Annotated in this window: 22 protein-coding genes and 3 pseudogenes; 16 read left to right on the top strand and 9 right to left on the bottom strand. The window is 68.9% G+C overall.

All coding sequences use genetic code 11. The features are described 5' to 3' along the window. Nucleotides 1–552 precede the first annotated feature (552 nt). Nucleotides 553–2,103, bottom strand: a complete 1,551-nt coding sequence (locus tag ACFU8W_RS34435) for a M20/M25/M40 family metallo-hydrolase (protein ID WP_384045764.1) — start codon at nucleotides 2,101–2,103, stop codon at nucleotides 553–555. Nucleotides 2,104–2,312: 209 nt separating this feature from the next. Here ACFU8W_RS34435 and ACFU8W_RS34430 point away from each other — a divergent pair, with 209 nt between their 5' ends. From ACFU8W_RS34430 to ACFU8W_RS34410, 5 genes and pseudogenes are all read left to right on the top strand, one after another. Beyond that, nucleotides 2,313–2,450, top strand: coding sequence for a hypothetical protein (locus ACFU8W_RS34430; RefSeq protein ID WP_384045761.1), 138 nt, complete (start codon nucleotides 2,313–2,315; stop codon nucleotides 2,448–2,450). A gap of 96 nt (nucleotides 2,451–2,546) precedes the next feature. Beyond that, nucleotides 2,547–2,833 (top strand): annotated as a pseudogene (locus tag ACFU8W_RS34425) (helix-turn-helix domain-containing protein); the annotation flags it as partial. A 221-nt stretch (nucleotides 2,834–3,054) separates the two neighbouring features. After that, entirely contained in the window at nucleotides 3,055–3,318 is a 264-nt protein-coding gene (locus ACFU8W_RS34420) for a hypothetical protein (RefSeq protein WP_266979138.1), read from the top strand. Between the two features lie 33 nt (nucleotides 3,319–3,351). Continuing rightward, nucleotides 3,352–3,477 (top strand): annotated as a pseudogene (locus ACFU8W_RS34415) (acyl-CoA synthase); the annotation flags it as partial. Then, nucleotides 3,472–3,567, top strand: a pseudogene (locus ACFU8W_RS34410) (acyl-CoA dehydrogenase family protein); the annotation flags it as partial. The pseudogenes ACFU8W_RS34415 and ACFU8W_RS34410, both read left to right, overlap by 6 nt. A 297-nt stretch (nucleotides 3,568–3,864) precedes the next feature. Here ACFU8W_RS34410 and ACFU8W_RS34405 read toward each other — a convergent pair. Then, nucleotides 3,865–4,050, bottom strand: coding sequence for a CsbD family protein (locus ACFU8W_RS34405; protein ID WP_345516289.1), 186 nt, complete (start codon nucleotides 4,048–4,050; stop codon nucleotides 3,865–3,867). A 290-nt stretch (nucleotides 4,051–4,340) separates the two neighbouring features. Here ACFU8W_RS34405 and ACFU8W_RS34400 point away from each other — a divergent pair, with 290 nt between their 5' ends. Then, complete coding sequence (locus ACFU8W_RS34400; protein WP_384045757.1) at nucleotides 4,341–4,871, top strand: hypothetical protein; 531 nt, start codon at nucleotides 4,341–4,343, stop codon at nucleotides 4,869–4,871. A 12-nt stretch (nucleotides 4,872–4,883) separates the two neighbouring features. Here ACFU8W_RS34400 and ACFU8W_RS34395 read toward each other — a convergent pair whose 3' ends face one another. Continuing rightward, the gene (locus ACFU8W_RS34395; protein ID WP_384045754.1) at nucleotides 4,884–6,128 is read right to left on the bottom strand and encodes a cytochrome P450; all 1,245 of its coding nucleotides are present in this window, start codon (nucleotides 6,126–6,128) and stop codon (nucleotides 4,884–4,886) included. An 80-nt stretch (nucleotides 6,129–6,208) separates the two neighbouring features. Here ACFU8W_RS34395 and ACFU8W_RS34390 point away from each other — a divergent pair, with 80 nt between their 5' ends. Then, nucleotides 6,209–7,048: a hypothetical protein gene (locus tag ACFU8W_RS34390; protein ID WP_384045752.1), complete on the top strand. Its 840-nt coding sequence runs from the start codon at nucleotides 6,209–6,211 to the stop codon at nucleotides 7,046–7,048. A gap of 246 nt (nucleotides 7,049–7,294) precedes the next feature. Here the strand turns inward: ACFU8W_RS34390 and ACFU8W_RS34385 are convergent, their stop codons facing one another. From ACFU8W_RS34385 to ACFU8W_RS34375, 3 genes are all read right to left on the bottom strand, one after another. Next, entirely contained in the window at nucleotides 7,295–8,446 is a 1,152-nt protein-coding gene (locus tag ACFU8W_RS34385) for a hypothetical protein (RefSeq protein WP_384045749.1), read from the bottom strand. Nucleotides 8,447–8,512: 66 nt separating this feature from the next. Further along, nucleotides 8,513–8,677 carry a hypothetical protein gene (locus ACFU8W_RS34380; protein ID WP_384045748.1) on the bottom strand — a complete coding sequence of 55 codons (165 nt, stop codon included), beginning with the start codon at nucleotides 8,675–8,677 and terminating at the stop codon, nucleotides 8,513–8,515. Between the two features lie 15 nt (nucleotides 8,678–8,692). Continuing rightward, on the bottom strand, nucleotides 8,693–9,235 hold the full coding sequence (locus ACFU8W_RS34375; protein WP_384045745.1) for a DoxX family protein: 543 nt from the start codon (nucleotides 9,233–9,235) through the stop codon (nucleotides 8,693–8,695). 210 nt (nucleotides 9,236–9,445) lie between these two features. Between ACFU8W_RS34375 and ACFU8W_RS34370 the strand changes: the two genes are divergently transcribed. Then, on the top strand, nucleotides 9,446–9,667 hold the full coding sequence (locus tag ACFU8W_RS34370; protein ID WP_384045742.1) for a hypothetical protein: 222 nt from the start codon (nucleotides 9,446–9,448) through the stop codon (nucleotides 9,665–9,667). A gap of 11 nt (nucleotides 9,668–9,678) precedes the next feature. Further along, entirely contained in the window at nucleotides 9,679–10,896 is a 1,218-nt protein-coding gene (locus ACFU8W_RS34365; RefSeq protein WP_384045739.1) for a hypothetical protein, read from the top strand. A gap of 9 nt (nucleotides 10,897–10,905) precedes the next feature. Here the strand turns inward: ACFU8W_RS34365 and ACFU8W_RS34360 are convergent, their stop codons facing one another. Together ACFU8W_RS34360 and ACFU8W_RS34355 are read right to left on the bottom strand one after the other, a co-directional pair. Further along, on the bottom strand, nucleotides 10,906–11,109 hold the full coding sequence (locus tag ACFU8W_RS34360; protein WP_384045736.1) for a hypothetical protein: 204 nt from the start codon (nucleotides 11,107–11,109) through the stop codon (nucleotides 10,906–10,908). Further along, the gene (locus ACFU8W_RS34355) at nucleotides 11,106–11,753 is read right to left on the bottom strand and encodes a FadR/GntR family transcriptional regulator (protein WP_345516277.1); all 648 of its coding nucleotides are present in this window, start codon (nucleotides 11,751–11,753) and stop codon (nucleotides 11,106–11,108) included. The genes ACFU8W_RS34360 and ACFU8W_RS34355 overlap by 4 nt, the downstream gene beginning before the upstream one ends. Before the next feature lie 114 nt (nucleotides 11,754–11,867). Between ACFU8W_RS34355 and ACFU8W_RS34350 the strand changes: the two genes are divergently transcribed. From ACFU8W_RS34350 to ACFU8W_RS34325, 6 genes are read left to right on the top strand one after another with little or no spacing between them, the layout of a single operon-like run. Next, nucleotides 11,868–13,061, top strand: coding sequence for an amidohydrolase family protein (locus tag ACFU8W_RS34350; protein WP_384045732.1), 1,194 nt, complete (start codon nucleotides 11,868–11,870; stop codon nucleotides 13,059–13,061). Beyond that, on the top strand, nucleotides 13,058–14,674 hold the full coding sequence (locus tag ACFU8W_RS34345; protein ID WP_384045730.1) for an ABC transporter substrate-binding protein: 1,617 nt from the start codon (nucleotides 13,058–13,060) through the stop codon (nucleotides 14,672–14,674). The genes ACFU8W_RS34350 and ACFU8W_RS34345 overlap by 4 nt, the downstream gene beginning before the upstream one ends. Beyond that, nucleotides 14,671–15,621, top strand: coding sequence for an ABC transporter permease (locus ACFU8W_RS34340; RefSeq protein ID WP_384045727.1), 951 nt, complete (start codon nucleotides 14,671–14,673; stop codon nucleotides 15,619–15,621). Before ACFU8W_RS34345 ends, ACFU8W_RS34340 begins: the two co-directional genes overlap by 4 nt. Next, on the top strand, nucleotides 15,618–16,430 hold the full coding sequence (locus ACFU8W_RS34335) for an ABC transporter permease (protein ID WP_345516273.1): 813 nt from the start codon (nucleotides 15,618–15,620) through the stop codon (nucleotides 16,428–16,430). Before ACFU8W_RS34340 ends, ACFU8W_RS34335 begins: the two co-directional genes overlap by 4 nt. Continuing rightward, nucleotides 16,427–17,392 carry an ABC transporter ATP-binding protein gene (locus tag ACFU8W_RS34330; protein WP_384045723.1) on the top strand — a complete coding sequence of 322 codons (966 nt, stop codon included), beginning with the start codon at nucleotides 16,427–16,429 and terminating at the stop codon, nucleotides 17,390–17,392. Before ACFU8W_RS34335 ends, ACFU8W_RS34330 begins: the two co-directional genes overlap by 4 nt. Continuing rightward, nucleotides 17,389–18,207, top strand: coding sequence for an ATP-binding cassette domain-containing protein (locus tag ACFU8W_RS34325; protein ID WP_384045720.1), 819 nt, complete (start codon nucleotides 17,389–17,391; stop codon nucleotides 18,205–18,207). Before ACFU8W_RS34330 ends, ACFU8W_RS34325 begins: the two co-directional genes overlap by 4 nt. A 488-nt stretch (nucleotides 18,208–18,695) precedes the next feature. Here the strand turns inward: ACFU8W_RS34325 and ACFU8W_RS34320 are convergent, their stop codons facing one another. Further along, nucleotides 18,696–20,174, bottom strand: a complete 1,479-nt coding sequence (locus ACFU8W_RS34320; RefSeq protein ID WP_384045717.1) for a chlorohydrolase family protein — start codon at nucleotides 20,172–20,174, stop codon at nucleotides 18,696–18,698. Nucleotides 20,175–20,517: 343 nt separating this feature from the next. Between ACFU8W_RS34320 and ACFU8W_RS34315 the strand changes: the two genes are divergently transcribed. Continuing rightward, nucleotides 20,518–21,525, top strand: coding sequence for an ABC transporter permease (locus ACFU8W_RS34315; protein WP_384045886.1), 1,008 nt, complete (start codon nucleotides 20,518–20,520; stop codon nucleotides 21,523–21,525). The last annotated feature ends 38 nt before the right edge of the window (nucleotides 21,526–21,563 follow it).

Genomic DNA, 21,563 nt, shown 5'->3' with positions numbered 1-21,563 from the left:
AGAGGCGTGGAGATTGCCTGAAGGAGACCGTGGAATACGTTGTCCTCGCGGTACCGGAACCGATATCTCCCGTGGAAATGATGATCTGCCCGTTCTCGAACTACACTTTCGCGGTCACCGGCTGAAATCCGAAAGCCAATAAAATTGGAATCGGCACCCGGAAGCTTCAAGTTTCCTAAGGGCTGTCCCGTAATCCCTGACGGAACAGCGCGCGGCGTCAGATGCGGCGCATCGCAAGGCGGAGGACCGTCCTCGGCAGCCGCAATCTGCCCGTTCAGCGCGGTCAGGTCGCCCTGCGGCTTCCCCACAAGGGGATCGCCTTCAGGCGGGAAACGATTCAGGATGCCTGGTCGAGTGAGATCACACGTAGCAGGCAACCGGTTCCTGGGTTGATCGGACGAAGTGACGGTGATGCTCAAGATGGCCGGCTCGCGCCCGGAGATGGGCTCAGCCCAACTGAGCATCACCACCACTGCTCGCCCCAGCAGCACGCCGCAAGCCGCTGAAGGGATCCGCGCGGCTGCAGGCGCACGCCCGCTGGAGATCGGATCGTCAGCTGAGGAATCGGGAGAACGTCCGGTACATGAACGCGGTCCCCTGCCTCAGCGCCTCGACGTAGATCCGTTCGTCGTTTCCGTGCATCGTGATGAGCTGGTCGTTGTCGAGTACGTACGGGTAGACCCCGTATCCGGGGATGCCGCGCTCGCGCCACGGCGCCAGGCTGGTGCCTGCTTCGAACAGGGCCGGTGCGAACACCGCGTTGGGGTAGGTCTCGCTCGCGGCGCCGGCGAGAGCGCGGAACAACGGAGTGTCGATGTCGGCGGGCGCCGTCGCCCACCTCTCGTCGAGATCGTCGAGATACTGCGCCTCGGTCTTGCCCGCCGGGGCAACAAGCGTCACCTGGATGCCGCGACGGGCCGTCATCTCGCGGACCTGGGCGAGGAACTCGCGAGGCTTCTGACCACCCGGTATGCCACGGCAGTTGAGTCGGACATGCGCCGAGGACGGGATCACATTCTCCTTGTAGCCGGAGTCCTCGATGACGAACGCATGCGTGGTCCGGAGCAGGGCACGGTGCAGCCACGGGTAGGACGACTTCGACACAACGACGCTCGCGGCCCGTTCCCGTGCGTTCTGACTGCGTGCGGAGAGCATGAGCTTGACGGCTCGGGCGAACTCCGCGTCGTCGGTTGCCTTTGCCAGCGCCGCGAAGTACTCGCGCGTCACCTCGGTGAGGTGCACCGGCGCGAGCCAACTGCCGAGTTCGGCCACCGCCCTGGACAAAGTCACGATCGCGGAGTCGGGGTTGGGCTTGGAGGAGTGCGTGGCGGTGCCGTCGGCGGTCAGGTCCAGGTTGAAGTAGACCTTGTCCTGCCGGGTGGCGGTGATCAGCATCGGGGTGGTCCTGTCCTTTTGTGCCAGGAACCAGCCACCCTCGGTGAGGACCATGCCGGCGTTGACCTTGCTCCAGTGGTTGGCTGCCAGCCAACCCGACCCGAACGAGCCGGCCTCCTCGTCGCAGTCGGTAAGTACGATGATGTCGCGCTCGAACCGGGACCCCTCGGAGATGTGCCTCAGCAGAGCACTGATCGTCGCGGAGTTGGCACCCTTCATGTCGAGGGCGCCACGGCCGTACACCTCCCCGTTGCGCACCGTGCCGGAGAACGGATCGACGGACCATGCCTCCCGTTCGACCGGCACCACGTCGGAGTGGCCAAGCATCAGCAGAGGCGCAGCGGAACTGGATCCGGGGATCCGCGCGATCAGGTGCACATTGTCCGGCTGAGGGGTATCGATGATCTCCGCGGGCACCCCGGCGTTCTCCCACACCGCCTTGAGCATCTGCGCGTGGGCGCGGGTGTTCGCACCCTTGCCGTAGTTTTGCGTGTCGTAGGACAACATCCGCTGGAGCAGGTTGAGCGGGTCCTTGTCCACTTCCGGCACCGCGGTGGCGGCCGCCGCGGGGCTCAGGGTGGCGCCGGTGAACAGGCTGATGCCCCCGAGGCCAGTGGCGCCGAGGGCGGCGACGCCCACTCCGCCAAGGAAGGTGCGGCGACCGAGCGGCACTCGGGTCACGGCGGTCACGTCACGTGAGTCGTCCATGTTCTCCTCCTCGTTGCGGGGGTGGCTGTGTGAGAGGTTCGCGATCAACCCGGTTCAGGGGCAATGTGTGAGGGGCGTCGCAGTCGATGAGCGGTCTTTAATCTGCGACGAACGGCGTAGGGTGTGGTTCCGGTTGAGGGACCTGGTGACCAGGCGTTTCGGCTTGCGGTAGTCCGGTAAGCCCTTGGGCGGTAAGGGGGTTGGGCCCGGTGCGTCAGCGTCGACGGCACCGGGAAGCACGGCTGGAACAGGAGCTTTTCGCGCTGCGGAAGGGGCGTGAGGAAGCGTCCCGGGCCCGGGTGGAGAAGCCGCAGGGCGACCTGAACGGGCAGACCGTGGCTGTGTAGAAGGCGTCGACGTCTGCCGCGGCGCGCTGGACCAGCTCGATCGCCTGCCGCTTACCGATCCGGGTTCCGATGGGGCGCTCGATCGTGGCCTGCGCGTCGGCGCCGGTCCTCCTCGACCAGTTCGCCCGGCGCGGACTCGCGCCCATCGCGGTCAGCGCCAACCGGAGCGGCTGATCGAGACGCTGCGGATCTGGCTCGAAACCCGCGGCACCGCCGCCCGGATGGGCGAGCTGCTCGGCGTACACCCGTAGACGGTCCGTTACCGGAGGTGCAATCTGGAGACCGTCTTCGGCGAGCAACTCGTCGACCCCGAGTAGCAGTTCTCGACCGAGGCAGTGCTGCGTGCGATGCAGATGCGCACCCGCAGCGACGACGCGCCCCCTCTGATCGGCGCAGCGCGGATTCCGACCGAGCACGTACCTCGCGTGGAGTCAAGTTACTTGCGGGTAAGGGTAAATAGCCGGTCACTCTCAAACGGTTGCCAGACGGAGACGTTCTCAATGAGAAACCCGGAACTGCGTCCCGTTACATAAGGAGGAGTCGACCGCCCACCCGGCGGCCGCAAAGCACCACCTCCTGGTCAACCATCCGAGAGGGAACCCCCATGACCGCCTCGCACCTCCTCGTCCCCGTGCCGATCCCGGACCGGGTCGCCGAACTGATCGGGTCCTGCATCCCGCCGCACATCGTGCAGGCGGAGTTCGACGCCGAGTGCGCCGCCCGGGAGGTCCGCAGGTTCCGCGGCCCCCGGCTCGGCATCGAGGACCAGGCCGATCGCGAGCAGGCATTGTCCGAACTGGCCCGGGCCAACAAGGTCCTGGCCGCCCACCATCCCCGGCTGGCGGTGCGCCCCGGCAGCTCCTGGTGATTCACCCGCATGCCGCCCGCTCCGCGCCTCCCGACGCTCGTGATGGGTCCGGCGGAGTTCCTCAAGCTCACCCCCGGCAACGGCGATCCCGTGACCATGTCCATGATGCGCAAGCTGAAGGTGGTCGGCGATGTGGGTCCGACCTCGGGGCCGACCCGCGACGCCAAGATCTACACGATCTTCGAGGGCACCAGCGAGATCCAGCGCCTGGTGATCGCGCGGGCGATCACCGAACGGCACATCCGCTGAGAACGGGGTCGTCAGCGCCCCGCGGGGGGCTGTACGGATGCAGGGCGAGGATCTTCACCTCGAAACACATGCCGCCGCCGGGCACCACACCTCCGCGGACGCCTCCGGAGAGCGGCCCGGCAGCCGACCACGCCCGAGCCCCCCGCCCGTGCGGGCGAGGGGCTCTCTGCGGGCGCGACGCCCGGGGCCTCTCGTTCGGATCCTGCCGGCTCGCGGGGTCCGGAACGCACATCTGCCGCGTTGCTGTCGGTCGACGACGCTCCGCTCCCCGCTCCAGCCTCATCCGAACGAAGAACCCTAGTCGTGCTTGAGGGAGTCCTTCACACCCTTCACGCTTTCGCCCGCGTGGTGCACGGCACCTTTGACCTGACCCTTGGCCTGGTCCGTCTTGCCTTCGACCTTCTTGCTTCGGTCGCCGGTCATCTTGCCCATGGCTTCCTTGGCCTTGCCCTTGGCCTTGTCCTTGGCGCTTCCGCTTGTCACTACAGCTCCTTGGATCGTACGGATTGTGCCTGCCCAACGTAGGACAAATCCATCCATATCGCCTGCCGTGAGATGGGCGACCCCACCGATTCCGCCGCCTCGAACCCGTTGTGGCACCTGCGCCGAACCGTAAAGGCAGCCATGCACCCGCCCCGGCCGCCCATCAGCGCCGTTCGAGACGCCGTAAGGGGTGGCCGGGTGAGACGCGAAACCCTACGATCACATGCGGCCGGCGCACGGGGGGCGACGTCGGCCACACCATCGCATGCGTGCCCCCAGAGGGAGATTCCATGCGACCAACCACCCTGTGCTCGCTGGCAGTCGTCACGACACTCGCCTCGGCACTGCTGAGTGCCGTGCCCGCCTCCGCCGAGACCGCAGCACCCGGGAAGGACGGCTGGGCGCCCGCCCCCACCCCATCGCTCGACTATCCGGCCGGAGCGCGCTGCGACTTCCCCATCCACACCGAACCGATCGTCGACGAGGTCGTGAAGAAGGTGCTGGTCGTCCATCCGGACGAATCCCCCTCGAAGATCGCGTTCAAGGGCGATCTGGTCGTCCGGGTCACCAACACCGACACCGGCGCCTACTACGACGCCGATGCCGGTGGCAGCGCGATCGTCGACATCCACACCGACCGCTCGCAGCTCTGGCACGTGGTCGGGCCGGTGCTCGTCGGCGTGGGTGAGAACAACGGCAATCTGCCACGCGGCGAATACCGCATCGACGGCGTCTACACCCTCGCCATCAGCTCCACCGGGTACAGGACGCTGAATATGTTCAACGGGTCCACGGACGACGTCTGTTCGCGCATCGGCTGAGGGTCGCTCCGGTCAACCGGAGGCGGGGCTGAACCGTACCGGCAGCAATTGCGGACCCCTGGTGAAGACGCCCTGTTCAGCCGGCGTGAATCCGTCCGCGAGCCGCAGGCCGGGCATCGCGTCCAGCAGCTGGTTGACCGCGGTCTCCACCTCCGTCCTGGCCAGCAGCGCCCCGACACAGAAGTGCCGGCCGAGCGCGAACGCCAGGTGGTCGGCGGCGGCCGAGAACGCGTTGGTGCTGGTCAGGTCCGTACGGAAGAGGTCGAACCGGTCGGGTTCGTGGTAGCGGGACTCGTCCCGGTTGGCGGAGCCGATCAGACACGTGACGGTGGCGCCGGCCGGGACCGTACCGCCGCTGAGCTCCACCTCGGTCGCCGCCTGACGCATGATCATGTGGACCGGCGGGGTGTAACGCAACGTCTCGGCGAACGCCCGGTCGATGAGGCTGCGGTCCTCCTGTACCGCCGCGAGCTGCTCCGGATGGGTCAGCAGGTTGGCGAAGACCGAGGCGATGGCCTTGTCCGTGGTCTCGCCGCCGGCCGCGAGCAGCAGGCTGCAGAACGCCTTGATGTCCTCGTCGCTCATCCGTACGCCGTCGACCTCGGCGGCACAGAGCGCGGAGAGCAGATCGTCGCCGAGCGCGTCCCGGCGCTGCCGGATGACCGGGATCATGTACGCGGCGAATTCCTGGCGGGTCCGCTCGCCTGCCGCAGCGACCTCCGGGTCCCCGGCGAGGTTGCCGAGGAAGGCGATGACGGTGGTGTACCAGGCGTGAAAGCGGTCGTGGTCCGCGCGGTCCAGCCCGAGCATGTCGGCGATGACGAGGACCGGGAAGCGGGTGGCGAACCCTCCGACGAGATCGGCCTCGCCGGTGCGCCGGAAGGTGTCGATCAGTTCGCGCGCGTTGCGTTCGATGACCGGAAGGAACTTCTCCTGGAGGTCGGCACCACGGAAGGCGGGGGCGACCAGGGCCCGGCGCACCGCGTGCTCACGCCCGCTGAGCTGCAAGATCGTCCGGCCGTGCACCGGTTCGATCTGCCAGTCGTAGTTGTCGGTGGTGAACTCTCCCGCCTTGTCCTTGAAGACCCGCTCGACGTCCTCGTACCGGGAGACCAGGTAACTGTCCGTGGCCTCGTGGTGGATCAGCGGGGCACTCTCCCTCATGGTCCGGTAGGCCCCGTAGGGATCGGCGGCGAAGGCGGGCGAGAGAATGTCGGGCAGTGGCGACACGTGCGACTCCTGTGGGGCAGAGGTCATGATGCTCCAACGTGGTGAACCGGCAACGCCATCAAGGTTATTGATCCGCTGTCCGCCCCCAAACCCCCTGGGAGAACGTCATGCACGCCGGTCCGCGCCCGTCCATCCTCTTCGTCACCGACCTCGCGTACCCGGCGCGCGGCCGCCGCTACTGCGACGAGGACATCTTCCTCACCTCGCGGCTGCGCGAGGAATTCGATGTCGCGCTCTGTCATCCGCGCGACGCGGCCGCGCTGCTCGACGGCTTCGACGCCGTCGTTGTCCGCAACAGCGGCCCGGTGCTGCACTACCAGGAGGCGTACGACGCGTTCTGCGCCCGCGCCCGCGAGCGGAAGGTGCCGGTGTACAACCCGCTGACCGGGCGCGGTGACATGGCGGGCAAGCAGTATCTCGTCGATCTGAGCGCCGCGAAGTACCCGGTGATCGCGACCGTGGACCGGGCGGGCGATCTGGGGCTGCTGCCCGGGGCCGCCGAGTATGTGATCAAGCCGAAGCTGGGCGCGGACTCGGTCGGGCTGCGCTTCGTCACGCCCGAAGCACTCGCGGCCGAGGTGGGCGCCGAGCCGGACGGCAGCGTGCTCGTCCAACCGAGGATCGACTTCCGCTACGAGGTGTCCTTCTTCTTCATCGACCGCGACTTCCAGTACGCGCTCTACGCACCGCACCCCGAGCAGCGCTGGGTACTGGAACCGTACGAGCCGACGACGGCGGATCTGGCCTTCGCCCGCCGGTTCGTGGAGTGGAACGACCTCGCGCACGGCATCCAGCGTGTCGACGCGTGCCGGACAGCGGACGGTGACCTGCTGCTCGTCGAGCTGGAAGACCTCAATCCGTATCTCTCGCTGGACCGGGTGACGGACGAGGTGCGGGAGGCGTTCGTGGCCCGGATGAAGACGTCGGTGCGGGCCCTGCTGCGCTGACCCGTCCGGTCGTCCCCCCGCATGCGGCCCCGGACCGTCTCCGGCTCCCGGTCGGAGACGGTCGAGGAACGGCTCGGGATCACCACGGCGCCCGGCCCGACAGCTGGGCACGTCATCCGCGCCCAATGCCGCGCTGCCCGACCGGCACGGCGCGTCACGCGGGGCGGCCACCCCGTAGCCATCACCTCTCCGGCCGTCGCGGCGCGATCGGACAGAAGGCGCCACTCCGGTACCGAGCTGCTCGCGTCATTCCGTGGTTGGGCGGTGCCGGCCGGAGGCCCAGGCGTGGCTGGTGGCGACGATGGACGTGACGATGTCGAGTTCGGCTTCGTCCCGAGGCCCGTAGACGAGCACCATGCCCGGAGCGAGCCGGACTCCGGCGAGCGGATGTGCCACGGCCCAGCCGTGCGCGACCGCGTCGGCAGCCAAGTGCACAGGCAGCGCGACATGCAGCGAACCGTCGGGGTCCGGGTGCAGGTGGGCGAACTCCCCGGCATGCGGTACGAGGAACGCGTCGTCGGGTCCGGCCTGCGGTGCTGTGACCATGAATCCACGCGCGCCCGGGACGGAGAGGGCGGACTGACGGCTGTGTACGCCGGGTAGCGCGCTCAGCCGGGCGAACAGCTTCTCCTGCACCTCGACAGGTGCGTTGTCGGTACGTTGCCGCTGAGGAATCGTCGTACTGACGTCGGAACGCGGACCGGCCCGGTCCGGGAGGTCCCCGGACAACGTCTCCCAATGAGCCGGCGCAGGTACCGGCCCTCCCTGCCGGGCGAGGAAGACTGCCCGCTCGACCAGCCAGCCTGCCAGGGCAGCCAGCGCGTCACGGGCGATTCCGTGGCCGACCTGGTCGCGCCGGGAGATCGCAGGTGCCCCCGATTCGACGGTCAGGTAACGCCATGTCCGGTCGAGCAGATCGCGGGGAATGACCTGGTCGTGATCGCCTTGTGCGACGAAGACCGGCACTCCGGCGAGCCGTGCGGCATCGGTGGGCACCCCCGCCTCGAACGGCAACGTTCCGTACAGGATCGCCGCACCGGCGAACCGAGCGGGATCATCCAGCAGAAGACCTCCCGCGAAGGCGGCTCCACCGCTGAAGCCGACGAGAATGACCGGGCGGCCCGGCGGGGCGATGCCGTCGAGCCACAGCCGGAACCAGTCCATGGTGGCCCGCAGCGACTCCGCCACGGGACGGCCGATGCCGCGGTTGGCGAACCAGGCGAAGCCGCCGTGTTCAGCGATAGGAGCGCGAACCGCCGCGTAGGAAAGGCCACGGGGCAAAGCGTCCGCCAGCCCGATGATCTCGGTCTCACGCGAGCCGCGGCCGTGCAACAGAACGACCAGTGGCCCCTCCGCGTCTCCTCGGGTCACCACAACAGGTGTGTCGAACCGGCTCACCACGCACCTCCGGTGTCAGTGCCGTGGGTCGGTGTCGCAGGATTGGTGCTCACGAATGCTGTCCCTTCAGGCGGTGGGGCCGAGCAGTGCCCGGCCGGTCCGCCGAGGCCGGTTGTTGCCGGCGGTGGGTGAGATGGTGAAAAGACCCGGCTCGTGATCCGTGTCCTGGGCCGCCCGTCCGGGCAGCTCGTGCTCGACGACGAAGCCGAGGCCGTTGCTGGAGAAATGCACAGCGAACGACTGCGGTCAGTTACGGATGAGCAGCACGAGAGCAGCGATCACAGCGGCAAGCACCAGGGCCGCGACCCCGTATCCAAGCCGATGGGTCCGCAGCCCGGGGAGAAAACGGTCGACGGCGAACCTGCCCGGCCCGGTGAGGGCCAGCCCGGCCGCACCTGCGGACAGCAGGAGTTCGTACTCGACACCCGTCGGCGCGAAGAAACCGCCGCCCCACTTGACTGCGAGCGCATTGATCATTGTGCCGAGCACGGCCGCACCCGCGAGCGGCGTGAGCAGCCCGAGCACAAGGCCGAGTCCGCCGAGGACTTCACTGAGCCCGGCAATCAGCGCCATGGTTTCGCCGGAAGGATAGCCACTCATGGTGAAGAACTGACCAAAGCCTTCAAGCCCGCCGCCACCGAACCAGCCGAAGAGCTTCTGCGCGCCGTGGGCGGCCACCGTCAGACCGAGGACCAGCCGCAGGATCAGCAGCCCCACATCGTAGGCATGCAGAGAGGGGCCCTCCGCGCGAGCGCCGGAGGAGGGGGTGGTGTGCGGGATGGAGGTCATTTTTACACGTGCCCTTCTGTGGGGAGTGGAAGTTGAACTTTCAAGCGTTAGGGCAAGCCTACCTGTTGCGTGAAACTTCAAGCAACTTGTCCGCCGTCACGATGACCTCCCGAACGTCGCCCCTGATCCCGGCGGTCTCCTCGTCGACAGCGCGAGGAGCGCAGCGTCCTCCGGCGTTCGCCGGACCCGGAATCGGGCAGGACGGTCACGGTGACGCCCTACGGCGAGGACAACTGGTGCCGTAATGTGCCCACGGTCACCGGCACCACCGCAACGCGTCTCTTCCTCGACGCTCAGGAGCCGGTCGCCCCATCGGTCGCGGACCACCAGTGCGTCTCCGCGGCCACCGGCGGCCGGTACGTGGCGCGTGTCGACGACGCGCACATCCTTTACGGGGTGCCGGCTGTCACGTATGTATTCGCGAGACAGTGATGAGGGAGCCTATGAGGGGCGGGATCGGGGACGTCGTCCGCGGGGGCGTGTGCCTGCTGCTGGCCGCCGTCCTGCTGGGGGCGGCCTGGCCGCTCTGGCAGCAGGCCCAACGGCTGCGCGCCGACGACGTGGACTTCGCGAAGGTGGCGGTGGTCGAGGACGGGCGCCCCACCGACCAGCTGAAGGTGTGCGGGGACCGCTACCGCAAGCCGTACTGCATGCAGCGGGAACGCGTCACCGTGCGGGACACCGACTACGAGCTCAAGCGCGCGTCCACGGTGTACACGCTGGAGCTGACCCGGGCGGACAAGCGCGCGATGGAGCTGCGCTACCGCGACCACCGCTCGCACGAGGAGCGGGACTCGGTGTACGGACGGGCACGGGCCGGGGAGCCGGTGACTCTGTTGTGGTGGCGCGGATCGGTACGGATGATCCAGGCCGGTGAGGGCGTCGACACCGCCACCGTGCGCACCGGCCACTACCCGGGACGGCTCTTCAGCGGGCCCGCCGCCCTGACCTCCGTGCTGTGCGGGATCGGTCTCGGGCCGCTGTGGGCGGCGCTGTGGCTCCTGCTGCGCGGGCGGCGCAATCCGCTGACGATGGCCTGGCAGTGGCTGGCGCCGACACTCGCGCTGGGGGTCGCGGGCGGCGTCGGCGCGCTGGTGGCGCTGATCGCGCCGCGGCCCGAAGCGGTGGGGCGGGGCTTCGCGGTGGCGGCGGTGGCACTGCTGGTACCGACCCTGCTGTGGCTGCGGTGGTGGACGCGGACACGGCTGCCGCGCAAGTGCGAGGTGGAGCCGGTGGAACCGGTCGAGGTGCACGCGGTGGACGGCGCCGTCGCGGGAACGGGCCCGTGGAAGCTGGACATCAAGGGCCCTCTGTACGTGGGGCCCGGGGTGCTGGGCACGACTCCCGACCCCTGCGCGAAGGTGGCGTTGAAGCCGCTGCCGGGCCCGCTGCGGGTGCTCGCCGTACGGCCGCCGTTCCGCAGTGATCCGCGGGCGGTGCGGCGGTACTCGATCACCCCCTACATGGACGAGGAAGCGCGCGCGAGAAGACCGAAGGGCCGGTACCAGAAGATGGGAGCAGAGGCGACCCATCCACTGGTCGCCGTCTGCGAGGTACTGGACGGGCCGGGGCGTGGCTCGCGGGTGCTGATAGGGGCGCCGGTGCAGGACATGCCCGAGGTCCTGGGAGCCATCGCCTCGCACGCGCGGCGATGGCGCTGAGTCAGTACGTCAACAGCGCCTGTGGCGTCCGATCGTCGCGCACGCGCGAGGGGGGCCGACGGCACACGGCGCTGCCCCGCCGCACGATCTGCTGCCACTGCCGACCGGCCCGAGCACATCGCGGACACCCCGGCCGCCGGACAGGTCGCCCAGTGCCTCGTCCATGGTGACGACCAGGTCGGTGTTGTGGATCAGCAGATCGGCGGTGGTCACGCTTCCCCGTCGGTGTAGTCGTCCAGGATGGACAACGCCGCGGCGGTCGCGGCGATCGGATCGCCGGCGAGTACGGCCTCGAACAGTGCGGTGTGGAACGGGTCGTCGCCCGCGTCGTCCATGCACTGATTGGCCTTGACGGTCTCCCACAGGGCGTCGCTCATGTTCCGGTAGAGGTCACCGAGTAGCCAGTTGTGGGAAGCCTCGGCGATGTACAGGTGGAAGTCGACGTCGGCGTCGGTGAAGGCGTCCAGGTCGGCCGCCCGGCCTGCGGCAGCGCGACGTTCCATGGCCTCCCGCAGCTTGTCCAGATCCTCCTCGGTGCGCATGGTCGCGGCCAGTCGGGCCGCGACGATGTCCAGGCCCCGCCTGACGTCGAGAATATCGGCGGTCTCGGCCCGGCCGAGGTGGCGACGGAGCGCGACCTGGCCCTCGTCCGTGGCGGTCACGTAAGTACCGTCGCCCTGACGGGCGGTCAGCAGCCCGGCGTGAATGAGCACGCGGACAGCCTCGCGGATCGAGAGCCGGCTCACGCCCAGAGTCTCGGCGAGTTGGCTCTCCGGGGGGATCCGGTCACCGACCTGCCAGGCGCCCCGGGAGATTTCCCTTCGCAGTTCGATGATCAAGGTGTCGACGATCGTCACTCGTCCAACTGGCTTCACCCAAACCTCTTCTCAGTCATCTGATGACCTGATAACTATATGAATCCCCTGGGCCAGGGTCCAGTCCTTCCAACAGATTCAAGGGGGTAACGACCCATGGGTCATGTGCTGTTCACCCGGGTCCGCCCGCACGGCGGCGCCCTTCGCGACCTCCTCGTGACCGATGGCCGCATCGCCGCCATTGATCCCACGAACCGGCCGGAACATGTTCAAGTCATCGAAGGTGGCGGCGCACTCGCGCTGCCCTCACCGGTCGACGCACACATCCACCCCGACAAGTCGACCTGGGGCCAGCGCTGGCTGAGCCGGGAACCCGCCGAAACCCTGCGCGAGCTGATCGACGGCGACGGCGCCACGCGGATGCGGATGGCCGCCTCGGTCGAGGAGCGCGCCGGCGCTCTCCTCGCCCACGCCGTCGGCCGGGGGACCCGGGCGATGCGTGCGCACGCCGATGTCGCACCGGTCTACGGAATGTCCAACGTGCACGGGGTCCGCGCCGCCGCCACGCCCTTCGCCGAAGCCATGGACCTTCAGGTGGTGGCCTTCCCCCAGCTCGGCCTGCTCACCGAGCCCGGCACCGCCGACCTGCTGGAACAGTCGCTGAAGGAAGGGGCCGACATCATCGGCGGCCTGGACCCGATCGGCGTCGACGGCGACCTCGACGGCCACCTGGACGTCCTGTTCGGCATGGCGGAGCGGACCGGCGCGCCGATCGACATCCATCTGCACGACCGCGGTCGCCCTGGCCTGGCCCAGGTCACCGAGATCGCGCGCCGCGCCCGGACGGCCGGCATGCAGGGAAAGGTCACCATCAGCCACGCCTTCTGCCTGGCCGAATGCGACCCGGCCGAGCTGGAGCGAACAGGTGAGTTGCTCGCCGACGCGGGAGTGGCGCTGACCACCTGCGCGCTGGGAGACGAACCGGTCGTCCCGTTCCCGCCGCTGCGCGCCCGTGGCGTGCTGGTCGCCGCGGGTTCCGACGGCGTACGGGACCCGTGGACGCCGTTCGGCGACGGAGACATGATCACGCGGGCGCACCTGCTCGCCTACCGCACCGACGCCAGGACCGACGAGGAACTGACGGCCTGCTACGCCGTCGTGGCGCACGGGGGCGCCGACCTCCTCGGCCTGGACCGGGCCGACCTGCGGGTCGGCGATCCGGCCGACTTCGTCCTGCTGACCGGGGAGACGGTCGCGCAGGCCGTCGTGGACCATCCCCTGCCCGGCATGGTCGTACGCGCCGGGCACGTCATTGCTCGTGCCGGTCACCTCGAGAGGAATCCCCGATGAAACGTCGTACTTTCCCCCTGGCCGCGGGCGGCCTCGCGCTCGTCCTGACCGCCTGCGGCGGATCGGCCGGGACCACACCGCGCGCTGTCGAGAAGCTCGACCTGAAGACCACGACCGCGCCGGCCGGCACCGGCCTGGACAAGATCACCTGGAATCTGCCGTACGAGCCGCAGACTCTGGACCCGATCCGTTCCTTCAACTACGCCGAGAACACCGCCCTCGCCAACATGTGCGAGAGCCTGATGCGGCTCACACCCGACCTGAAGATCGAGCCGGGGCTGGCCGAGAAGGCGGCGAACCCGAACCCGACCACCTGGGTCTACACGCTCCGCAAGGACGTGACGTTCTGGGACGGCACCCCGCTGACCGCCGACGATGTGGCGGCCAGCCTGAACCGCCACCTCGATCCCGCGCTGGGCACGTGGTGGAGCGACTACTTCCGCACAGTCGACTCGATCAAGGCAACCGGGCCGCACCAGGTCACGGTCGTCCTCAAACAGCCCGACGTGCTGTTCAACCAGGCCATGGCCACCGCAGCCGGGGCGGTGGTGGAGAAGTCCTTCCTCAGCAAGGCCGGCAAGGACCTCGGCTCGCCCAAAAGCGGGGTCATGTGCACCGGGCCCTTCAAGTTCACCGGCTGGACGTCGGGCAACTCCATGACGCTGACCCGCAACGACACCTACTGGGACGCCCCGCTCAAGGCCAAGTCGAAGTCGCTGGTGTTCCGCTTCATCGCCGACGAGACGACCGCGGTCAACGCGCTGCGCTCCGGCGAGATCGACGGACAGTACTTCTACCTGCCGCCCGCCGGGCTCGGCCAGCTCCAGAAATCACCCACCGGCTCGGTCACGCTCGGCCGCTCGCTCACCTTCTGGACCCTGCTCGGCGCCGCCAAGACCGGCCCCTACGCGGACCCGCGGGTCCGCGGGGCGCTGTCGGCAGCCCTCGACCGCGCCGCCATCGCCAAGGTGATCTTCCAGGGCGCAGCCTCCCCGGACCGCGCCCTGGCCAACCCCGACTACTGGGGCTACTCCACCGACAGCTTCCGGAAGGCCTACGACACCCTGCCGGACGGTGGCGTCGACCTGGCCAGGGCCAACAAGCTGCTCCAGAAGGCCGGCAAGCCCTCCCAGCCCATCACCATCGGCATCCAGGGCAGCTCGGCGGTGCACGAGCAGACCGCCAACCTCCTCAAGGCCACCGGCGAAGCGCTCGGCCTCAAGATCAACATCAAGGTGATCCCGGTCGAGCAGTACGGCAACCTGTACAGCGACCCCAAGGCCCGCGTCGGCATCGACGCCTTCCTGAGCACGTGGTACGGCAACGTGCCCGACCCGCTGGATGTCTACCGTGTCTTCACCAAGGGCGGCCGGTCCAACTTCAACGACTACCCGGCCGTCGACGCCGACATCTTGAAGGCCCAGGCCGCGTACGACCCGGCCGAGCGCGCGGCGCTCGTCACCGGCATCCAGGCCAAGGTCACCCGCGACGTCCCCTGGACGCCGCTCAACAACCTGCCCGTCATCCTCTACATGAACAAGCGGGTCACCGGCGCGGTCGCCTCCTTCCCCTACCTCTACTACCCCTGGGCCGCCGGGCTCGGTGCGCGATGAGCTGGCCCCTCTTCCTGGCGCGGCGGCTGGCCGCGCTCGTGGCGGTCCTCCTCGTCGCCTCGTTCCTGGTCTACGGGCTGCTCTATCTGGTCCCCGGCGGGCCGATGGCCTTCCTGCTGGGCAATCGGAGCGGCAGCCCCGAACAGATCGCCGCCATCCGTCATGAGTACCGGTTGGACGATCCGTTCCTGATCCGCTACTTCGGCTGGCTGGGCGACGCACTGCGCGGCGACTTCGGCCAGTCCCTGGTCTACCGGCAGGGCGTCTCCGACCTGATGTCCACACGGCTGGCGACCACCGGGCTGCTCGTCCTCTACGCCACCGTGATCATCGTGGTGGCCGGCGTCGGACTCGGCGTCCTGGGAGCGCTGCGGCGCGGCACGGTCGACGCGGTCATCTCCCTGGTGAACAGCATCTTCCTGGCCACCCCCACGTTCGTCGTCGGAGTCCTGCTGGTCATCGTCTTCGCCCTCGGACTCGGCTGGTTCCCGGTCTTCGGCCCGGGGACAGGACTGCCGGACCGCCTCTACCACCTGACGCTCCCGGCAATCGCTCTCAGCCTGGGCAGCGCCGCCTTCCTCGCCCGGATCACCCGGGCCTCGGTGGGGGAGGAACTCCGCCGGGAACACGTGGAGACCGCGCGCAGCCGCGGCTTCTCCCAGAGCCACATCGTCCGCAGGCACGTCCTGCGCAACGCCTCCATCCCGGTCGTCACCGTCACCGGCCTCACCGTGGCCGGCCTGATCGCCGGCTCGGTCGTCGTGGAGAACATCTTCGCTCTGGACGGACTCGGTTCCCTGCTCGTCCGGGCGATCCTCCAGCGGGACTTCGCGGTGGTCCAAGGCGTCGTGCTGGTCCTCGTCACCGCGTTCGTCCTCATCAACCTGGCGGTCGACGTCTGTTACTCCCTCATCGACCCACGCCTGTCTCCCGGGGAGGCGACATGAAGGCACGCCTGGGCCCTCTGGGGCTGGCCACCGTACTGCTGCTCGGCCTCCTTGCCGTGGTGACCGCCTGCGCACCGCTGCTGGCCCCTCAAGATCCGAATCAGCCCGACCTCTTCAACGCGCTGGCCGGCAGTTCCGGAGCCCATCCGCTCGGCGGCGACGCACTCGGTCGGGACGTGCTGTCCCGACTGATGTTCGGTGCCCGTACGACGCTGCTGGGCCCGCTGTTCACCATCGTGCTCTCCACGGTGGCGGGCACGGTGCTGGCGGTCACCGCCGCCTGGGCCGGCGGCCGGGTGGACGCGGTCATCTCCCGGCTGCTCGACGTGCTGTTCGCGATACCGGGCATCGTGTTCGCCCTGGTGACCGTGGCGGTCCTCGGACCCGGCATGACCGGTGTGGTCGCCGGTCTGGCCGTCGCCTACACCCCCTACGTGGCCCGGGTCGTGCGCAGCGCGGCCCTCCGGGAGCGCAATCTCCCCTACATCGCGGCCGCCTGGGTCCAGGGCAGATCAGCCGTCGCCATCTGCAGCCGCCATCTGCTGCCCAACCTGCGGCCGATCATCGTGGCCCAGTCGGTGTCCGCGCTCGGCTTCGCGATCATCGACGTGGCCGCGATCTCGTTCCTCGGCCTGGGCGTACAGCCGCCGACCGCGGACTGGGGACTGATGGTCAAGAACGGGCTGGACAGCGCGGTACGTGGCCAGCCGATGGAGGCGGTCAGCGCGGGTGTGCTGATCGCGCTCGTCGTGGTGGCGGTGAATCTGCTCGGCGACCGGCTCGGCAGGCAGGAAGGTGATCTGAGGTGAGCAGGGATCTTCTGGTCCTGGACCAGGTGAGGCTCGACGTCCCGGCCGGCCGCGACTGGCGGACACTGGTCGAGAACGTCAGCCTCACCATCGCCCCGGGCGAGGCCGTCGGGCTGGTCGGCGAGTCCGGATCGGGCAAGTCGATGACGGCCCGCTCCGTACTCCGGCTGGCCCCGCCCGGTGCCCGGCTCAGCGGCCGGATCGAGTTCGACGGCATTCCGGTCCTGGACCTGGGCCCGCGCGACCTACGTGCTCTGCGGACCCGCCGGATCGCGATGATCTTCCAGGATCCACGTGCGCACATCAACCCGGTCCGCAGTGTCGGCGACTTCCTCACCGAGGCCATGGTCACCCATCTGTCGGTACCGGCGCGGGAAGCGCACGCCAGAGCCGTACGGCTGCTCGCCGATGTCGGTATCGCCGACGGTGAGCGCCGTATGCGGCAGCATCCGCACGAGCTGTCCGGCGGGCTGCTGCAGCGCGTCATGATCGCGTCGGTGCTGGCCGTCGAACCCGACCTGGTGCTCGCCGACGAGCCCACCACCGCACTGGACGTGACCACCCAGTCGGAGGTCATGGCCATCCTGGACGACCTCCGCAGAGAACGCGGCATGGCCATGCTGCTGATCACCCACGATCTCGAGCTGGCGGCCGCCACCTGTGACCGCATCGCCGTCATGTACGCCGGGCGGATCCTGGAGGTGCAGTCCGCGGAGGCACTTGTCCAGGCGCCCCGACACCCGTACACCACGGGGCTCATGGTCTCCCGGCCCAGCATCGACCGGGTCGCGCATCGATTGCCGGTCATCGCCGGACGGCCGGTCGCCGCCTTCGAGGCAGGGGCGGGCTGCGCGTTCCAGCCGCGCTGCACCCAGGCAGGACCGGAGTGCCTGACCGACCGGCCCCCGCTGCGGGAGCTGGCCGGCGCCCAAGTCGCCTGCGTACGAGCGGAGGAATCGTGACCGAGATCCTGGTCAGGGCCGAGGGGCTGCAGAAGGTCTTCGGGAAGGACATGGTCGCCGTCGACGACGTGTCCTTCACGGTCGCCCGCGGTCAATCGCTGGCGGTCGTGGGGGAGTCGGGCTCGGGCAAGACCACGGTCGCCCGCATGCTGCTCGGGCTGGAGACCCCCACCGGCGGGACGATCAGTGTCTGCGGGCGCGTCCGGCAGGGCCGGGCGGGTTCGGCCGAGCGCCGTCGCCGGGCCCGGGAGATCCAGATCGTGTTCCAGGACCCGTACTCCTCCCTGGACCCGTTGCAGCACGTCGGCGATGTCATCGAGACCGGCCTCGCCCTGCACTTCCCGCTGACAGCGACGGAGCGGCGCACCCGCGCCCTGGAGCTGCTGGAGGCGGTGGGGCTGACCGAACGGCATGCCGTGATGTTGCCCCGCCAGCTGTCCGGCGGGCAGCGGCAGCGCGTCGCCATCGCCCGGGCCATCGCCGTCGAACCGAAGGTGCTCGTCCTGGACGAGGCGGTCGCTGCGCTGGACGTGTCCATCCAGGCCCAAATCCTCAACCTGCTCGCCGACATTCGGGAACGGACCGGCATCAGCTACGTGTTCATCTCCCACGACCTGGCCGTCGTCAACCAGATCAGCGACACCGCCATCGTGATGGCCGCCGGCCGGGTGGTCGAACGCGGACCCACCGCCGAGCTCCTGCGCGCCCCCCAGGAGGACTACACCAAGGCGCTCCTGGCCGCCGTCCCCCGCCCCGGCTGGAAACCCCGCCGCCGCACCCCGTCGCCCAGCGGTTCCCCGGCCGGAACCCCGTAACCATCCAGGTTCGGCGTTCATCGGACCGACCGGCAATTGCCGGTCGGTCCGAGCCGTCTGTTTCGCTTCGACGCACTGGGCGGTGTCCGTTCACCGCACGGACGCGGTCTGCGGTGGCGTCGGTCTCGTCCTTGCGCAGGACAGGCGGACCGCGTCGAGCGCAGTCCGGGACGTGCGCCCCCGGCTCCAGGGCCGCGACGAAGGAGCTCGGACGGCCCGGGGCAGAACAGCTGCTCCGGGCTGGTGGCACAGCGCCTGCACGGGGGCCACTCGCCCCCGGCAACAAAGCACCGCTGCCCAGGAGAGTGGCGCCCCGGCCCTTGGACCGGGACGCCACCTTCAACCAACGCAACGCTTCTCGACACAACCCGGACAACCCCAGGCCGGCCCCCTGCAAGGACTGTCTCGCGATCCCTCGCTCGGAACCGCCGTCGATCCCTCTCGACGAACCATCAACGCCCCGGCTCACAGAGCACCCGACGCACCACCTACCACCCCTGGGACGACACCGGAAATACCGGCGGAAAGAGTTCGTCCACCGGGCGCCGACGACAGTCGCGCTCCGGATAAGCCGCGCGCATCACATCGAACAGCTGCTGACCGGCTCGCCTCAGTGCGGTGAGATCGACACCCGGGATCGAGCCGTTGCGCATGACCACCTTGCCCGCGACCATCGTCAGGACTGCGTCGCGGGCAGTGCCGTTGAGCACCAGGGTGCGCAGCGGATCCTCCGTGACACCCATGCGGAAGTCGTCCAGGGCGAACGCCGCCAGGTCGGCGGTGGCCCCCGCGGCCAGACGCCCGAGGTCCCCGCGGTGCAGCGCGGTCGCCCCACCGGTCCAGAGCGCATCGAAGTAGCCGGTGAGATGGCCCTGGCCCAGGTCGCCGGCCTGGAGCTTGGCGACCTGGGTGCCCACGTCGATTCCCCGGATCAGGTCGGGCGGGAAGGAGTCCGTGCCCAGACACAGGTTCACCCCCTGTGCCCGGTAGCCGGCGAACGTGTGCAGGTTGTGGGCATACCGGGCGTTGGTCAGCGGGCAATGCACGATCGAGACGCCGGCGTCGGCCAGCACCGCAACATCTCCGGTGTCGCTGCCGAGTACGTCGGGATGCACATCCAGCACCACCCCGTGCGGAACGATCAGCCGGTCGGACAGCAACCCGGAGTCGGCGATCAGCTGCAGCGGGGTACGCCCGTAGGTGTGGTGGATGTATTCGCGCTCCGACATGCCTTGCAGGGCGTGCAGGCGCACCAGCGCGCCGCGTTGGTCCGCGGCTCGGGCGACGTCGCGGAGCAGGTCGGGAGTCAGGGTCTCGATCCGGCACGGGAGCAGCACCCCGGTCACCAGAGGGTCGGCGAGCTGTGCGGTGTGGTCCAGGAACCGCAGCGCATCGGCCAGACCCCGTCGGCCTGCCTCCTCGTCGAACCTCACGGTGCGCTTGCCGTCGGCGCCGATCACGTTGACCCCGGACCGGAACGACGGCCCGAGGAAGGCGCGCAGACCCAGTCGCGTGGACACCTCGGCCATCGCCACGAAGTCCTTGTAGGTCTCCGCCCAATCGCTGTGCACCTCGGAGGCGATCGGCATGTAACTGGTGATGCCGTGCAGGGCGAGCTGGGCCAGCGCGTACTCGCGCACCGTGCGCCGTTGCGCGGCGTCGAACACCGCCCGGGGCGCGGCGAAGTACTCGGTCGACCACGTGAAGCCGGCGGCCAACTCCGGGGACGCCCAGGAGTCCAGGATCAGATGGTCGATGTCGGTCAGGGCGTCCAGGTCGATGAGGCCGGGGGTGACCACCGCGTCACCGAGGTCGATGCGTTCGTCGGCCTGGTGCCGGTCGAGTTCGGCGCGCTCGCCCACATCGACGATGGTGTCGCCGTCGATCAACACGGCCCCGTCCGGTATCTCCACGTGCGAGCGTCCGTCGTGGGCGATCACCCAGGAAGCGGTCACCAAGGTCTTCATCGACATCCTTTCAGATTTGGTCCACCAAATAATCGAGTTGACCACCGCTGACCCAAGCGCGAGTCGCCACAACCCTCCACCGAAGGACTCACCGGCTGCGGCCCGCAATCCTTTGCATGACCGCAATTCATTCACCACAAGGGAAGTGTTGTGGCTGACGGTCCGCACGGCGGGGATACACCCGATGTCACAGCACCCTAGTGGAAACCGCGATTATTGGTATACCGTTCCGGCCACCCACACCCCCGAGCACCGAAGGATCGACGTGCCGGATCCGTATGAGTCGCCGAGTCGGACGCGCCGCTCCAGCACGCCGGAGCCCTCCGACGGGCAGGTGGCCACCCTGTCTTCACCGGAATCCGCGGCCGCGACAGCCGAGCGCAGGCCCACTGCGGAGATCGCCACCGCGCGGTCGCTGCTGGGCACGGCGTGGCTCCGGATTCGGCGCAGCCGGATCGCCGTCGCCGCGCTGATCGTGGTGGCCCTGATGGTGCTGTTCGCGATCCTGGCCCCGGTGTTGACGGCCATCGAGGGATCGGATCCGTTCACCGCCCGGACCGGGCCGGACTTTCTGGACGACTTCTACACGCCGGGCCTGCCGCTGTCGTACTACCGTTTCCCGTCGGGCGAGCACTGGCTCGGCCTCGAACCAGGGCTCGGTCGCGACATCTTCGCCCGCATGGCCTACGGCGCAAGGATCTCTCTGACCATCGCGCTGCTGTCCACGGCGGTGTCGGTGGTACTGGGTACCGTGCTCGGCGCCGCCGCCGGATACTTCGGCGGCAAGGTCGACATGGTGATCAGCCGAGTGATGGATCTGTTCCTGGCCTTCCCTCACCTGCTGTTGGTACTGTCGCTGACTCCGATCATGCAGTCCCGGCTGCGTGACACCGCGCTCGACTCGGGCAGCCTGGTGCCGATCGCCTCACTGGTGATCATTCTCGGATTCTTCGGCTGGGCTTACCTGGCCAGAGTCGTGCGCGGCCAGGTGCTCTCGATCCGGCAGCAGGAATTCGTCGAGGCCGCCCAGGCCTACGGAGCTTCGCATCGAAGCATCATCTTCAGGCAGATCATCCCGAACGTCATGGGGGTCGTGCTGGTCTACGCGACCATGATGATCCCTACCAACATCACCGCAGAGGCGGCGCTGTCGTTCCTCGGCGTCGGGGTCAAGGACCCCACGCCCTCCTGGGGCCAGATGCTCAACGCGGCCCAGTCGGGGAACTGGTACCTCTCCGACCCGTGGTTCCTGGCCGTCCCGGCCGGCGCACTGGTGATCACCGTGCTCGCCTTCAATCTGCTCGGCGACGCGGTCCGGGACGCGCTGGACCCCAAGTCCTCTCGAAGCTGATGCACCCGTGATCCACCCTCCACGTCCCTTCCTCGTCC

Origin of the sequence: Streptomyces sp. NPDC057565 (assembly GCF_042801455.1) — a bacterium.
Lineage (GTDB): Bacteria > Actinomycetota > Actinomycetes > Streptomycetales > Streptomycetaceae > Streptomyces > Streptomyces yanii.
Note: the sequence above shows the minus strand (reverse complement) of the source record. Positions and strands in the feature narration are given on the sequence as shown.